The sequence below is a fragment of the Pseudomonas sp. McL0111 genome (assembly GCF_052567255.1).
The window spans coordinates 4,645,407-4,660,876 of record NZ_CP199585.1 but is presented as its reverse complement, the minus strand read 5'-3'; the positions used below and the strand labels follow the sequence as shown (position 1 = coordinate 4,660,876).

The 15,470-nt window shown below is 59.6% G+C and carries 13 protein-coding genes; 12 read left to right on the top strand and 1 reads right to left on the bottom strand.

The genetic code is table 11. The annotated features are described in order from the left end of the window. Positions 1-62 precede the first annotated feature (62 nt). From ACTWLJ_RS21265 to ACTWLJ_RS21255, 3 genes are read left to right on the top strand one after another with little or no spacing between them, the layout of a single operon-like run. A complete protein-coding gene (locus tag ACTWLJ_RS21265) occupies positions 63-1,076 on the top strand; it encodes an iron ABC transporter substrate-binding protein (RefSeq protein WP_445178317.1) in 1,014 nt (337 codons plus the stop codon). A gap of 3 nt (positions 1,077-1,079) precedes the next feature. Further along, positions 1,080-2,675 (top strand): ABC transporter permease, encoded by a 1,596-nt coding sequence (locus ACTWLJ_RS21260; protein WP_445181394.1) that lies wholly within the window; start codon positions 1,080-1,082, stop codon positions 2,673-2,675. Continuing rightward, a complete protein-coding gene (locus ACTWLJ_RS21255; protein ID WP_445178316.1) occupies positions 2,672-3,730 on the top strand; it encodes an ABC transporter ATP-binding protein in 1,059 nt (352 codons plus the stop codon). The genes ACTWLJ_RS21260 and ACTWLJ_RS21255 overlap by 4 nt, the downstream gene beginning before the upstream one ends. Here the strand turns inward: ACTWLJ_RS21255 and ACTWLJ_RS21250 are convergent, their stop codons facing one another. Further along, positions 3,731-4,621, bottom strand: coding sequence for a site-specific integrase (locus tag ACTWLJ_RS21250; protein ID WP_401208611.1), 891 nt, complete (start codon positions 4,619-4,621; stop codon positions 3,731-3,733). A 430-nt stretch (positions 4,622-5,051) separates the two neighbouring features. Here ACTWLJ_RS21250 and arnB point away from each other — a divergent pair, with 430 nt between their 5' ends. Genes arnB through ACTWLJ_RS21205 form a run of 9 tightly spaced genes read left to right on the top strand, consistent with a single transcriptional unit; the run spans position 5,052 to position 15,462 of the window. Continuing rightward, positions 5,052-6,200 carry a UDP-4-amino-4-deoxy-L-arabinose aminotransferase gene (gene arnB / locus ACTWLJ_RS21245; protein WP_445178315.1) on the top strand — a complete coding sequence of 383 codons (1,149 nt, stop codon included), beginning with the start codon at positions 5,052-5,054 and terminating at the stop codon, positions 6,198-6,200. Continuing rightward, the gene (gene arnC, locus ACTWLJ_RS21240) at positions 6,197-7,222 is read left to right on the top strand and encodes an undecaprenyl-phosphate 4-deoxy-4-formamido-L-arabinose transferase (protein WP_445178314.1); all 1,026 of its coding nucleotides are present in this window, start codon (positions 6,197-6,199) and stop codon (positions 7,220-7,222) included. Before arnB ends, arnC begins: the two co-directional genes overlap by 4 nt. Next, positions 7,219-9,210, top strand: a complete 1,992-nt coding sequence (gene arnA, locus ACTWLJ_RS21235) for a bifunctional UDP-4-amino-4-deoxy-L-arabinose formyltransferase/UDP-glucuronic acid oxidase ArnA (RefSeq protein ID WP_445178313.1) — start codon at positions 7,219-7,221, stop codon at positions 9,208-9,210. The genes arnC and arnA overlap by 4 nt, the downstream gene beginning before the upstream one ends. Beyond that, on the top strand, positions 9,210-10,094 hold the full coding sequence (gene arnD, locus ACTWLJ_RS21230) for a 4-deoxy-4-formamido-L-arabinose-phosphoundecaprenol deformylase (protein WP_445178312.1): 885 nt from the start codon (positions 9,210-9,212) through the stop codon (positions 10,092-10,094). Before arnA ends, arnD begins: the two co-directional genes overlap by 1 nt. Further along, positions 10,091-11,740, top strand: a complete 1,650-nt coding sequence (arnT, locus tag ACTWLJ_RS21225) for a lipid IV(A) 4-amino-4-deoxy-L-arabinosyltransferase (RefSeq protein WP_445178311.1) — start codon at positions 10,091-10,093, stop codon at positions 11,738-11,740. Before arnD ends, arnT begins: the two co-directional genes overlap by 4 nt. After that, positions 11,737-12,081, top strand: a complete 345-nt coding sequence (gene arnE / locus ACTWLJ_RS21220; RefSeq protein WP_401207991.1) for a 4-amino-4-deoxy-L-arabinose-phosphoundecaprenol flippase subunit ArnE — start codon at positions 11,737-11,739, stop codon at positions 12,079-12,081. The genes arnT and arnE overlap by 4 nt, the downstream gene beginning before the upstream one ends. Then, positions 12,078-12,491 (top strand): 4-amino-4-deoxy-L-arabinose-phosphoundecaprenol flippase subunit ArnF, encoded by a 414-nt coding sequence (arnF, locus tag ACTWLJ_RS21215; RefSeq protein ID WP_401207989.1) that lies wholly within the window; start codon positions 12,078-12,080, stop codon positions 12,489-12,491. The genes arnE and arnF overlap by 4 nt, the downstream gene beginning before the upstream one ends. Then, complete coding sequence (locus tag ACTWLJ_RS21210; RefSeq protein ID WP_445178310.1) at positions 12,488-13,867, top strand: UDP-glucose dehydrogenase family protein; 1,380 nt, start codon at positions 12,488-12,490, stop codon at positions 13,865-13,867. Before arnF ends, ACTWLJ_RS21210 begins: the two co-directional genes overlap by 4 nt. Then, positions 13,864-15,462, top strand: coding sequence for an ArnT family glycosyltransferase (locus ACTWLJ_RS21205; RefSeq protein ID WP_445178309.1), 1,599 nt, complete (start codon positions 13,864-13,866; stop codon positions 15,460-15,462). The genes ACTWLJ_RS21210 and ACTWLJ_RS21205 overlap by 4 nt, the downstream gene beginning before the upstream one ends. The last annotated feature ends 8 nt before the right edge of the window (positions 15,463-15,470 follow it).

Genomic DNA, 15,470 nt, shown 5'->3' with positions numbered 1-15,470 from the left:
ATTCGCATTGACGAATTCGCGAATGCCTGCACATAACGTCTAAAAAATCAGGAGCGCCCCAGATGCATTCACCCTTTCCGTCGTTTATGAAGCAGGCATTGCTGGCCACCGCGTTGTTCGGTGCCGGCCAGGCGTTCGCCGCTGACAGCGTAGGCCTCGTGCTCTATAACGCTCAGCATGAAAGCCTGACCAAGTCGTGGGTTGCCGGGTTCACCGAAGAGACCGGCATCCCGGTGACCATTCGCAACGGCGATGACACCGAGATGGGCAACCAGATCATTCAGGAAGGCGCCGCATCGCCAGCCGATGTGTTCCTCACCGAAAACTCCCCGGCCATGGTGCTGGTAGACAACGCCAAGCTGTTTGCCCCGGTAGCACCGACCACGCTGGCTCAGGTGGATTCGGCCTACCGTCCGGCCAGCGGGCAATGGGTAGGAATTGCCGCGCGCTCCACCGTGTTCGTCTACAACCCGAGCAAACTGGCGGAGAAAGACCTGCCGAAATCCCTGCTCGACCTCTCTTCTCCGGCATGGAAAAGCCGCTGGGCTGCGTCGCCAGCCGGCGCCGACTTCCAGGCGATTGTCGCCGCAGTGCTTGAGCAAAAAGGTGAAGCCGCCACGCTGGACTGGCTCAAAGGCATGAAAACCAACGCGACGATCTATCGCGGCAACAGTGCGGTACTCAAAGCGGTGAATGCCGGGCAGGTCGACAGCGGCGTGATCTATCACTATTACAGCTTCGTCGATCAGTCGAAGACCGGCGAAAACAGCAAAAACACCAAGCTGCACTACTTCAAGCATCAGGACCCGGGCGCATTCGTCAGCATCTCCGGTGGTGGCGTGCTGGCCTCCAGCAAACATCAGGAACAGGCGCAGGCGCTGCTCAAGTACATCACCGGCAAAGAAGGCCAGAAAATCCTCGAGACCGGCAACTCGTTCGAGTACGCCGTCGGCAAGGACGCTACGTCCAACCCGAAACTGGTGCCGCTGAAAGATCTCGACGCACCGAAGGTCGATGCCTCGAAACTCGACAGCAAAAAAGCCGTAGAGCTGATGACTCAGGCTGGCCTGCTGTAAATGATGCCTGAAACGCTACCGGCGGAGGTCGCTGCGGCGTCCTCCGCCAGCCACTCACTCAAGACCCGCGCCCTCACTGGTCGCGGGGGTTCCTGGGTGGTCGTGCTCGCCGTTGTGGTTTCATTGCTGTCATTGCTGCCGATCGGCTTTGTGCTCGGCGTGTCTTGGTACACCGGTTGGCCGACTATTGAAGCCATGGTGTTTCGTCCGCGAGTGGCTGAACTGCTGATTAACACCGTGTTGCTGGTATTGATCACCCTGCCCTTGTGCATCTTGCTCGGCACGGCGCTGGCGTGGCTCACCGAACGCAGCAATCTGCCCGGACGACGTCTGTGGTCATTGCTGGCCGTGGCGCCATTGGCAGTGCCGGCGTTCGTCCACAGTTACGCGTGGGTCAGCCTTATTCCTTCGATTCACGGATTGCCGGCGGGGGTGCTGGTGTCGGTGATCGCTTATTTCCCGTTTCTTTATCTGCCGGTTGCCGCCACCCTGCGTCGACTCGATCCGGCCATTGAGGACGTCGCCGAGTCTTTGGGCCTGCGTCCATGGGCGGTGTTCTTTCGCGTGGTGCTGCCGCAACTGCGGCTGGCGATTTGTGGCGGTGCGCTGTTGGTAGGCCTGCATCTGCTGGCCGAATACGGCCTCTACGCGATGATTCGCTTCGACACCTTCACTACGGCGATCTTCGATCAGTTCAAATCGACCTTCAACGGCCCGGCTGCGAACATGCTCGCAGGTGTTCTGGCGCTGTGCTGTCTGGCGATGCTTACAGCGGAATCGGCCGCGCGTGGCAAGGCGCGTTACGCGCGCGTCGGTTCCGGCAGCGCCCGCGAGCAGCGCACCGTACGCTTGAAGCGTGGTGCAATGGCGCTGGGTCTCGGCCTGCAAATCTTTACCTGCCTGCTGGCGCTCGGCGTGCCGTTGCTGACGCTCAGTCGCTGGTTGATTGCCGGTGGCGTCGAGGTTTGGCAAGGCGGCGAACTGTTGCCTGCGTTGTTGCAGACCTTGTCGTTCGGCGTGGCCGGCGCGGTGTTGACCACTCTGGCGGCGATTCCGATTGCCTGGCTGTCGATTCGTGCGCCGGGCAAATTGCAGCGCTTGCTCGAAGGCTGCAATTACATCACCAGCTCGTTGCCGGGGATTGTTGTGGCGCTGGCGCTGGTGACCGTGACCATTCACTACGCCAGGCCGATTTACCAGACCACCATCACCGTGCTGTTGGCCTATCTGCTGATGTTTTTGCCACGTGCGCTGGTCAGCCTGCGCGCCGGTTTTGCGCAGGCGCCGGTCGAGCTGGAAAACATCGCACAAAGCCTCGGTCGCTCGCCGCTTCGCGCCTTGTGGCTGATCACTTTGCGATTGGCTGCACCCGGCACCGCAGCCGGCGCGGCACTGGTGTTTCTGGCGATCACCAACGAGTTGACTGCCACCCTGCTGCTCGCGCCTAACGGCACGCGCACGCTGGCGACCGGTTTCTGGGCCATGACCAGCGAAATCGACTACGCCGCCGCTGCGCCTTACGCGCTGCTGATGGTTCTGCTTTCGCTGCCGTTGACGGCCATTCTCTATCACCAATCCAGGCGTACTGCTGGCCGATGAACGCACTTGAACTGATATCCCTGAGCAAATCCTTCGGCACGCAAAAGGCGCTGGACAACATTTGCCTGTCCGTCCCCACCGGCAGCCGCACGGTGATTGTCGGCCCGTCAGGCTCCGGCAAAACCACGTTGCTGCGGATGATCGCCGGTTTTGAATTTCCCGATGCCGGCAGCCTGACGCTGAATGGCCAGACGCTGGTCGACGCCACCCATGCGGTGCCGGCGTATCAGCGCCAGATCGGCTATGTCCCGCAAGATGGCGCGCTGTTCCCGCACATGACCGTGGCCGCCAATATCGGCTTCGGGCTGGCGGACAGCGGATCAAACAGAACCGAACGCATCCTGCAATTGATGGACAGCGTGTCTCTGGACGCCAACATGGCCGGGCGCTGGCCCCATGAATTGTCTGGCGGCCAGCAACAACGAGTCGCCCTCGCCCGGGCCTTGGCGCAACAACCACGTCTGATGCTGCTCGATGAGCCGTTCTCGGCCCTCGACACCGGCCTGCGCAGCGCCATGCGCAAAATGGTTGCGCGGCTGCTGGAGAACGCTGGCGTCACCACGATTCTGGTGACCCACGATCAGGGCGAAGCCTTGTCATTTGCCGATCAGTTGGCGGTGATGCGCGCCGGGCGTCTGGTGCAGTCTGGGCATCCAATGGATCTCTACCGCTATCCGGAGGACGAGCAAACCGCGCATTTTCTCGGCGAAGCCGTGGTGATGCCCGCGCAGATCGAAGCCGGTTGGGCCAATTGCGACTTGGGAGCCGTCCCGGTAAACAGCAACGGTTTCAAAGGTCAGGCGCAGATCATGCTACGACCCGAACAGCTACAGGTGACCGATGCATCCACCGAAGGTCGCGGCTGCCACGCCGTGGTCACTGAGCGCGACTTTGCCGGCAACACCTGCACCTTGACCGTCGAGCTGCACTCACAGGCTGATCACGCTGCGCGCCGCTCATTTCTGGTGCGCAGCACCGGCATGCACGCTCCTCCGGCCGGGAGTGCGGTGCAGCTGTCGATTCTCGGCGCTGCCCACGTGTTTGCCCTGTCCTGATCAGAGATCGAAGCGATCCACCGCCCGCCGCCGCTCGTTGTCGTCACGCACATCGTAGGCGGCGGTTGTCTGGATATTGCTGTGATGGGCGAGTTTTTGCGCAATCGACAGGTCGTGCTCCTCGATCACCCGGGTAATGAACGAGCGGCGGAAGTCGTGGGGCATGATCTTCACGCCAACCTGTGTGCCGCGCTGACGGGCAATGTAGTAAATCGCATGCTTGGTGATGCGTTCGCGGGTGATGTGGCTACCGCGACGAATGCGATTGAACAGAAAAATGTCATCGCTCTCGCCTTCCTTGAGCTGTGAACGGCGCAACTCGAGCCATGCATCAAGCTTGGCAAACGCCCACGCCGGGGCGTACTTGATCAGTTGCTTGTTGCCTTTGCCGATGACGCACAGACTGCGCTCACTGAAATCGACCTGGTTCAGGTCCAGATCCACTGATTCCGACTTACGCATGCCGGTGCCGTACAGCAAGGCGATGATTGCCGCGTCGCGCAGGCCTTGCGGGCGCGGGTCGGCGGCGCAGACTTCCATCAGTTCGTGAATCAGCGTGCGCTTGAGATTGCGTCCCTGCGACAACCGCGTGCCGGCAATGCCTTTCACCGTACGCATCTTCAACAGATGCTCCTGAGTGATCAGGCTCATGCGCCATGCTTCGTTCATCACGCCACGCACCGCGTTGACATACAGCGATGAGGTGTTGGGCGCGTAGTTGTCTTCGCGCAACGCCGCAACTAACGCGACAACGTCCTCCGGCTGCAAAGCGTGCCAGGGGATTTCCTCGACATTCATGTCTTCGAAGCCCAAACGGTCGGCGGCATCTTGCAGGACATAGCGCATTGTCAATTGGCTTGAAGGTGCCAAACGCGCCAGATACACGGTCATCGGGTTGGTTTTCGGGGTTACGGAAGGTGCAGCACTCAAATCGATCAAACCTAGGACCTTGATTAAAAACTGTTCAACACAACAACTTATAAATGCAATGTACTTAATATAAATAGAACAACGCTGTAGGACTTTTCCACTAAAAAGCGTTGATAAACGGTAGAAGCCTGAACAGTCGCTGTATAGGCATCAGATAAACGATTCGCCGACCGGTTTTTCATGTTCCTTTCACAAAATCGAGCATAACCTTAAGTTCGATAGATCAAGCATCGGCAGCACCCAACCTGCCGCGCAGCGCCTGAAAAGTCAACCACACCCCGACACCTGATTTTCAAGCAACTTATTGATGCAAAGGATTTTTTTGCGTCTACGCTAAGGTTGAAACCAACGCTTTGGTTGATCCGTCCGTATTTTTTTCCATGAGGTATCCATGAGTCAGGCGTTTCTCCCCTTTTCCCGCCCAAGCATTGGTGATGAAGAAATAGCCGCCGTCGAGCAAGTACTTCGCTCCGGCTGGATCACCACCGGGCCAAAGAACCAGGCGCTCGAAGAACAGTTCGCGCAGTACGTCGGTTGCCGTCATGCCGTGGCGTTGTCGTCGGCCACCGGTGGCATGCACATAACATTGCTGGCGCTGGGCATCGGCCCGGGTGATGAAGTCATCACGCCGTCGCAGACCTGGGTGTCCACCGCCAACATGATTTCCCTGCTCGGGGCGACGCCGGTGTTTGTCGACGTCGACCGCGACACCCTGATGACCGATGCCGCACGCATCGAGGCCGCGATCACTCCGCGCACCAAAGCGATCATCCCGGTGCATTACGCCGGCGCCGCGTTCGATCTTGATCCGCTGTACGCACTGGCCGACAAGCATGGTATCGCCGTCATCGAAGACGCCGCCCATGCTGCCGGCACGCGTTACAAGGGCCGCCACGTTGGCTCCCAAGGCACGGCGATCTTCTCGTTCCATGCGATCAAGAACATGACCTGTGCCGAAGGCGCGATGTTCGTCACCGACGACGAAGCCCTGGCCAGTCGCGTGCGCATGCTCAAGTTTCACGGTCTGGGCGTTGACGCCTACGATCGCCTGACCGGTGGCCGCAAGCCGCAGGCGCAGGTGATCGAGCCGGGGTTCAAATACAACCTGAGCGACATCAACGCCGCCATCGCGCTGGTACAACTGCAGCGTCTGGACGACATCAACGCCCGCCGCACCGAACTGGCCAATGCCTACCGGCAGCGACTGGAAGGTCTGCCGGTTCAGCCGCTGGCAATCCCGGATTACCCGCAGCAGCACGCCTGGCACCTGTTCATCCTGCGCATCGACAGCGAGCGCTGCGGCATGGATCGCGAAACGTTCATGAAAGGCTTGCAGGACCAGGGCATCGGTACCGGCATCCACTTCATCGCCACCCACCTGCACACCTGGTATCGCCAGCGTGACCCTGATTTGTACTTGCCCAACACCGAATGGAACTCGGCGCGGTTGTGCTCGATTCCGCTGTTTCCCGACATGACCGGTCAAGACCTTGACCGCGTCGTCGGTGCCATTGAACACCTTATGGAAAAACGCCTGTGAAACCTTATCCAATCCGTAGCGTGTCGATCGTTATCCCGGTCTACAACGAAGAGGAAAGCCTGCCGGAACTGCTGCGCCGCACTGAAGCGGCTTGCCAGAAGCTGAACCATGACTTCGAAATTGTCCTGGTCGACGATGGCAGCCGCGATGAGTCGGCGAACATGCTTGAAGAAGCCGCCGGGCGCGAAAACAGTCCGTTCGTTGCAGTCATCCTCAACCGTAACTATGGCCAGCACGCAGCAATCATGGCCGGTTTCGAGCAGTGCAAAGGCGATGTGGTCATCACCCTCGACGCCGACCTGCAGAACCCGCCGGAAGAAATCCCGCGCCTGGTTGCTGAAGCTGAAAAAGGTTACGACGTCGTCGGCACCGTGCGCGGCAATCGTCAGGACTCGGCCCTGCGCCGTTACCCGTCGAAACTGATCAACCTTGCCGTGCAACGCTCCACCGGCGTTGCCATGAGCGACTACGGCTGCATGCTGCGCGCTTATCGCCGCACGATCATCGACGCGATGCTCGCCTGCCGCGAACGCAGCACGTTCATTCCGATTCTGGCCAACAGCTTTGCCCGTCACACCACCGAAATCGTTGTGGCCCACGCCGAGCGTGAACACGGCGACTCGAAATACAGCCCGATGCGCCTGATCAATCTGATGTTCGACTTGATCACCTGCATGACCACCACCCCGCTGCGTCTGCTGAGCATCGTCGGTTTTGCCATGGCCGGACTCGGCGCTCTGTTTGCCTTTGCGTTGATCGTCCTGCGCCTGGCTTTCGGTGCCGGTTGGGCCGGTGACGGCACTTTCGTGTTGTTCGCCGTACTCTTCGTGTTTACCGGCGGACAGTTCATCGGCATGGGCCTTCTGGGTGAATACCTGGGGCGCATGTACAGCGATGTGCGCGCCCGCCCACGCTTCTTCATTGAAAAGGTGTTGCGCAGCCAGCCGGCTTCCCCGGCGCCTGCCGTCACCGTTGATGGTCTTTCTTCTACTTCCACTTCTTCTGATCAGGTTCTCTCATGAGTGCAAAAACTGTTGTCTTCGCTTACCACGATATTGGCTGCGCCGGCATTGAAGCCCTGCTCAACAGCGGCTATGACATTGCAGCGGTGTTCACTCACGCCGATGACCCGAAGGAAAACGCCTTCTACGCCTCGGTTGCGCAATTGTGTGCCACCAAAGGCATCCCGGTTCACGCACCGGAAGACGCCAACCACCCACTGTGGATCGAGCGCATCGCCAAGCTCGACCCTGAGTACATTTTCTCGTTCTACTACCGCAACCTGCTGAGCGAACCGCTGCTGGCCCTGGCCAAAAAAGGCGCGTTCAACCTGCACGGTTCGCTGCTGCCGCGCTACCGTGGCCGCGCACCAGCCAACTGGGTGCTGGTCAACGGCGAAACCGAAACCGGCGTTACCCTGCACCGCATGGTCAAGCGTGCTGATGCTGGCGCCATCGTTGCTCAACAACGTGTAGCCATCGAACGCAGCGACACCGGTCTGACCCTGCACGCCAAACTGCGCACTGCCGCCAGCGACCTGCTGCGTGACACCCTGCCAAACATGCTGCAAGGCAAGATCACTGAAACCCCGCAGGACGAATCCAAGGCCACAGTATTCGGTCGTCGCACCCCGGCGGACGGCAAACTGGTCTGGGCAAAACCCGCAGAAGAGCTGTTCAACCTGGTTCGCGCCGTGACCCGTCCATACCCGGGCGCTTTCTGCGCCGTGGGCGAGCACAAGTTGATCGTCTGGAGCGCCGAAGTCGCCAAGGGCAACGACGGTCAGGCTCCGGGCCGCGTGATCAGCGTCGATCCGCTGCGCATTGCCTGCGGTCAAGACTCGCTGGTGATCAACGCCGGTCAACGCAACGACAACGGTCTGTACCTGAGCGGCCCGCAACTGGCCAACGAACTGGGTCTGGTTGACGGTTCGCTGCTGCGTGGCGCTGAATCCGGTCGTGCCCCGCGTCGCACTCGCGTGCTGATCCTTGGCGTCAACGGCTTCATCGGCAACCACTTGTCCGAGCGCCTGCTGCGTGACGACCGCTACGAAGTCTATGGCCTGGACATCGGTTCCGACGCCATCGACCGTCTGCGCAGCCACCCGAACTTCCACTTCGTTGAAGGCGACATCAGCATTCACTCCGAGTGGATCGAGTACCACATCAAGAAGTGCGACGTGGTTCTGCCGCTGGTGGCCATCGCCACTCCGATCGAATACACCCGCAACCCGCTGCGCGTATTCGAACTCGACTTCGAAGAGAACCTGAAACTGGTTCGCTACTGCGTCAAGTACAACAAGCGCGTGATCTTCCCGTCGACCTCCGAAGTCTATGGCATGTGCCAGGACAAGAACTTCGACGAAGACAGCTCGAACCTGATCGTTGGCCCGATCAACAAGCAGCGCTGGATCTACTCGGTCTCCAAGCAACTGCTGGACCGCGTGATCTGGGCTTACGGCGCCAAAGGCCTGAACTTCACCCTGTTCCGTCCATTCAACTGGATGGGTCCGCGTCTGGACCGTCTGGACTCGGCACGTATCGGCAGCTCCCGCGCCATCACCCAGCTGATCCTGAACCTGGTGGAAGGTACGCCAATCCGTCTGTTCGACGGTGGTGAGCAGAAGCGTTGCTTCACCGACATCGCTGACGGCGTAGAAGCGCTGGCACGAATCATCGACAACGATAACGACGTCTGCAACGGCCAGATCATCAACATCGGCAACCCGGAAAACGAAGCCAGCATCCGTCAACTGGGCGAAGAACTGCTGCGTCAGTTCGAAGCTCACCCGCTGCGCGCCAACTTCCCTCCGTTCGCCGGTTTCCGCGACGTGGAAAGCAAGGCGTTCTACGGTGCCGGTTACCAGGACGTGGAACACCGCAAGCCAAGCATCGCCAACGCCAAGCGCCTGCTGAACTGGGAGCCGACCGTTGAAATGCGCGAGACCATTGGCAACACGCTGGACTTCTTCCTGCGCGAAGCCATGCTCGAAATCGCGGACAAGAAGTAATGCAGGCAGGCCTTCGTATCGATGTCGACACCTATCGAGGCACCCGTGAGGGGGTGCCCCGGTTGCTGGAAATTCTCGACGAAGCGCAGGTCAAGGCAACGTTCTTCTTCAGTGTCGGCCCAGACAACATGGGCCGGCATCTGTGGCGCCTGATCCGCCCGCAATTTCTCTGGAAGATGCTGCGTTCCAACGCTGCCGGCCTGTATGGCTGGGACATTCTGCTGGCCGGCACTGCCTGGCCGGGCAAACCAATTGGCCGTGATCTCGGGCACCTGATGCGTCAGGCCCGGGATGCCGGTCATGAGGTCGGCCTGCACGCCTGGGATCACCACGGCTGGCAGGCCAACGCCGGAACCTGGAGCGACAAGCAACTGATCGAGCAGATCCGTCAGGGCGTCGACACGCTCAGCGATATTCTCGGGGAAAAGGTTGTTTGCTCCGCTGCCGCGGGTTGGCGTGCGGACGAGCGCGTGATCGAGGCCAAGCAAGCCTTCGGCTTTAGCTATAACAGCGATTGCCGAGGGCAAAGCCTGTTCCGTCCGCTGCTGGCTGATGGGACGCTGGGGACGCCGCAAATCCCGGTGGACTTGCCGACCTTCGACGAAGTCGTCGGCCCGACCGTGGCCGCCAAGGACTTCAACGCGTTCATCCTCGACCGGTTCCGCCCGGAACAACTCAACGTCTACACGATTCATGCCGAAGTAGAAGGGATTCTGATGGCTGACGATTTTCGCCGACTGCTGGCCGATGCACGCCAGCGCAACATCGACTTCAAGCCTTTGGGTGATTTGCTGCCCGAGTTTTTCAACACCTTGCCCGTTGGCCGCGTTCAACGCGGCGCTCTCGAAGGCCGCGAAGGCTGGCTGGGAGTGCAAGGCGCATGAGTAAACGCTGGGCATTACCACTGCTGTTGGGTTTCTTTCTGCTCGCCTATTTGCTGCCACTCGGCACTCATGGCTTGTGGATTCCCGACGAAACCCGTTATGCACAAATCAGCCAGGACATGCTGCTGAGCGGCAACTGGGTGTCCCCGCATTTCATGGGCCTGCGTTACTTCGAAAAACCGATTGCCGGTTATTGGATGATCGCCCTCGGCCAGGAATTGTTCGGCCAGAACCTGTTCGGCGTGCGCTTTGCGTCAGCGCTGAGCACCCTGTTGAGCGGGTTGTTGTGCTTCCTGATCGCCCGCCGTATGTGGAACGAGCCGCGTAAAAGCTTCATCTGCGCCCTGCTCTACATGAGTTTCACGGTGGTTGCCGGTCAGGCCGGTTACGCCAACCTCGATCCGCAGTTCACTTTCTGGGTCAATCTCAGTCTGGTTGCGCTGTGGTTTGCCGTCGATAGCCGCACCAGCGGTCAACGCATGGCCGGTTGGGGCGTGCTGGGTCTGGCCTGCGGCATGGGCTTCATGACCAAGGGGTTTCTCGCCTGGCTGCTGCCGGTACTGATCGCCCTGCCGTGGATGCTCTGGCAAAAACGCTGGCGAGAACTGCTGATCTACGGGCCGGTGGCGATTGCCGTGGCAATTCTCATCAGCCTGCCATGGGTACTGGCGGTGCACTCGCAGGAACCGGACTACTGGCGGTTCTTCTTCTGGCACGAGCACATTCGCCGCTTTGCCGGTGAAGATGCCCAGCACGATGCGCCTTGGTGGTTCTACCTGCCGTTGCTGGTAGCGTTCAGCCTGCCGTGGGTTGGCATGTTGCCGACTGCTCTCAAACAGGCATGGCAAACCCGCACCCAGCCCAGGATTGCGTTCCTGTTGCTCTGGCTGCTGATGCCGCTGCTGTTTTTCAGTCTGAGCAAAGGCAAGCTGCCGACCTACATCCTGCCGTGTCTGTTGCCATTGGCGCTGTTGTTGGGCCATGCACTGGCTGATCGCTTGCGTCTGGAACAAGGCCGCGCGTTGAGTATCAACGGCGTGCTTAACCTGCTGTTGGGTCTGGTCCTGCTGATTGCACTGGTTTATCTGCAACTGAAAAAACCGGTGTACGACCACGAACTGCACAGCATGGTGCTGGTGTTCATTGCGCTGATCGGCTGGATCATCGCCAACCTGGCGCAAGCGTTTCTGCCGCTGCAATGCTGGGCGGCGCCGGTACTCGGCAGTCTGCTGCTGATCGGAATACTGCCCGGGGCACTGCCCAAGTCGGTGGTGGCGAACAAAACCCCTGATCAGTTCATCCTGCACCACGCCAGGGAACTGTCCGACACCACGCACTTGCTGAGCAATGATCTTGGCGCTGCGTCGGCATTGGCCTGGCGCATGAAACGTCCGGATGTCGCTCTGTACAACACCGTCGGCGAACTGAAGTACGGTCTCTCCTTCCCTGAAGGTAGCGAACGACGGATCACCACCGACACTGTCCAGCAGTGGGTACGCGATGCCCGCCGCACCGGTTCGGTTGGCGTAGTGATGCGGGTCAAGGGCGACGACGAGTTGCACGAAGTCGACCTGCTACCGAAAGACGGCACACGTTACGAGCAAGGCAATCTGGTGATCATGGTTCTGCCCAAGGACCCATCATGAGTTGGCTGTTGTTACTGACTGCTTGCCTGCTGACGTGTCTGGGCCAGGTCGCGCAAAAGTTCGCTGTGGAGAGTTGGCGCGGTGTCGACTCGTCCTGGGCCGACAAACTGCGTTCGCCCTGGCTGTGGCTGGCCTTGCTCGCGCTGGGTTCAGGCCTGTTGGTCTGGCTGTTGGTGCTGCAACGCCTTGAAGTCGGTATCGCCTATCCGATGCTCAGCCTGAACTTCGTGCTGATCACGCTGATCGCCCGCTTCGTCTTTCACGAGGCAATCGATCGCCAGCACTGGATCGGTGTGGCACTGGTGATTGGCGGCGTGGTTCTGCTGGGGCAACAGTCATGAATCAGACACGAGGCATCAGCTTTGCCCTGGGCAGCGTGCTGCTGGTCAGCGGCGCCCAACTGGGCATGCGCTGGAGCATGACGCGCCTGCCGCAACCGGAACAGTGGTTGTCGGCGCTGAGCGCCGGCAGCGTTGATCTGTCCGCGCTGGCGGTGGTGCTGGCGGCCATTCTGGCTTACGCGCTGTCGATGCTCTGCTGGCTCGCCGCATTGCGCGACTTGCCGCTGGGTCGGGCTTATTCACTGCTGAGCATCAGCTATGCGCTGGTGTATCTGCTGGCGGCCAGTCTGCCGCTGTTCAACGAATCTTTCAGTTATTCAAAATCCCTTGGCGTGGCACTGGTCATGCTCGGGGTCATCACTATTAACACTCGTCCGGCACGTGCGCCCGATTTCAGGAGTGCTCCATGAAAATCACAGTATTTGGAAGCGGTTACGTCGGTCTGGTGCAAGCAGCGGTTTTGGCTGAAGTCGGCCACGATGTGGTCTGCATGGATATCGATCAGAAGAAGGTCGACTTGCTCACCCAAGGCCACGTCAGCATCTTCGAACCGGGTCTGTCGAGCCTGGTGCGTGAAGGCCTGGATTCCAAGCGTCTGCACTTCACCACCGATGAAAAACTCGCCGTACAACACGGTCGCGTAGCGTTCATCGCAGTGGGTACACCTTCAAGCGAAGACGGCTCTGCCGACTTGAAATACGTGCTGTCGGTCGGCGATGCGGTCGCACGCAATCGCGAACAGCCGCTGATTCTGGTGGAAAAATCCACCGTCCCGGTCGGTACCGGCGACACTTTGCGCGCACACATCCAGGCTGCGCTGGACAAGGCCGGTCGATCGTTGCAGTTCGATATCGTCTCCAACCCGGAATTCCTCAAGGAAGGCTCGGCCGTTTCCGACTGTCGCCGCCCGGACCGCATCGTCATCGGTTGCGAAGGTGATGAAGTGCAGGACGTGATGCGCGATCTGTATTCGCCATTCAACCGCAACCATGACCGCATTATGTTCATGGATCTGCGTAGTGCTGAACTGACCAAGTACGCCGCCAACTGCATGCTGGCGACCAAGATCAGCTTCATCAACCAGATCGCCGAACTGGCCGAACACTTGGGTGCGGACATTGAGTCCGTACGTCAGGGCATTGGCGCCGACACGCGCATCGGTTACCACTTCATCTACCCTGGCTGCGGTTACGGCGGTTCGTGCTTCCCCAAAGACATGCGTGCCTTGATCCACAGCGCCGAAGAAGCGCATTGCTCCAGCGACCTGCTGCAAGCAGTGGAAGCGATCAACGAGCGGCAGAAACACAAGCTGTTCGAGCGCATCAAGGCGTTCTACAAAGGTGAGTTGCGCGGCAAGACCTTCGCTCTGTGGGGCCTGGCGTTCAAACCGAACACCGACGACATGCGCGATGCACCAAGCCGTGTGTTGCTTGATTCGCTGTTTGCCGCAGGCGCCAGCGTTCGCGCATTCGACCCGGAAGCCATGCAGGAAACCCAGCATCTGTATCCGGACGAAAGCAAACTGATGCTGATGGGTACGCCGGAATCGGTACTCGCAGGTTCCGATGCACTGATCATCTGCACCGAATGGCAACAGTTCAAGGCACCGGATTTCGACCTGATCCAGCAACGCCTTAACGCCCCGGTGATTTTCGACGGTCGCAACCTGTACGACGCCGAACGTCTGACGCGTAATGGCTTCAAGTACTTCCCGATTGGCCGTGGTGATTCGCGCAAACTGCCGATCCCGTTGCATCAATGGCCTAACACGACGGAAGTCGCTTGATTACGTTGTCGCCTGCCATTCGCCGGCAGTCCCTGATCGCAGGGCTGCTGGCACTGTTGTTGTTCATTGCCGGGGTTTACGGGCAGGCACCCATAGGTTTCGATTCACGCTTTGTACTGTTTGCCCAGGAAATGCTGCGTCATGGACCGACAGTGTTTCCTACCACTTACGGGCAACCGTACGCTGACTATTCGGCACTCTCGACGGTGTTCGTCTGGCTGTTTTCGTTGCCGCTCGGCACGGTCAACAGCCTGACGGCGTGGCTGCCCAGCGCAATCGCCGGCGCGTTGATCGTGACGCTGATGTACCGCCTGCTGGCGCCGTACTCACATCGCTGGGCTGTGATCAGCATTGCCATGCTGTTGCTCACTGCGACCTTCGTCACCGAAGTGCGTGCGGTGTCTCAGGACTTGATGCTCGCCGCTGTGGCGTTCACGGTGTTCTACCTCGGCTACGCACACGATCACTTCGGTGCCAGTCGGCGGTTGCCGCTGATTTTCGTGTTGCTGTTGCTCGGTTTCGGTATTCGCGGCCCTATTGGCCTCGTCGTGCCGACCGGCATGCTGTGCAGTTATTACCTGCTCAACTGGCAGTGGGCGCGTCTGCTGGTGTTCGGCGCGCTGGCCTCGGTGATGCTGGTGGCGTGTGTCGGCCTGCTGTTGTGGGCGGCGCAGGTCAGTGGCGGTCCAGTGTTCCTGCAAGACGTGATCCGCATGCAGTTCATGGGGCGCATGGACGGCAGCGAGGGCGTCAGTGGTTCGCTGTATTACTTCACCAGCTCCATGGGCAACTACGCGCTGGCTTATCCGTTGGCGATAGTCGCGCTGGCGGCGGCATGGTTGAGCCGGCCTCATCAGCGTGGCCCTGCGTTGCAACTGGTGCAGTACTGCGCTGCGGCGGGATTGATCGTGATGATCGGGTTATCGATTCCGCAGGCGAAAAAAGCACGTTATCTGCTGCCGATGTTGCCGATGGCGGCGATCATTGCTGCGTATCCGTTCCAAGTGGCTCATGGGCGGATATTCCGCGCGTTACGCGGGTTGATTCAAGGTGTGTGGTTGTTGACGCCTGCGTTGTTGATCGCGGCTTTGCTGTTCGCCAAACGCCGCTTTCCGGAACAACTGACCGACATCCTCCCGGTGTTGATCGTATTGGGCGTGCTGCAATTGCTGGCCTTGTCGCGCTTGCTGCTTCCCAAGTTGCGTGCCGAAGTCTTGGCCCTGTGCTCGGTGTTGGCGTTGTGGTCAGCGTATGTGTTGGTATTCGAGCCTGTTGAACGGCGTCTCTACGACACGCAGACGTTTAGCCGCGAAGCGTTCGCTCAAGTGCAGAAAGACCCTGCACCGCTGGTGTTGCACGGCATGGGCAAAGACGCCAAGGCGATCAAGTTCATGGTCAACATCGAGCAGGATTTACAGCCGCAGTTCAGCGAAACGATCCAGGACCTTGAAGCCCTCAAAGGCCCATTGTGGTTAATGATGGATAACAAGGACTTCCAGGCACTTAAAGGCACTCCGCTGGAAACACTAAAACCAGTAGTTATCGGCAGTTTCGACAAAAACGACTACGTCCTGCTACACCTCAATCCTATGTAGAAGCTGCG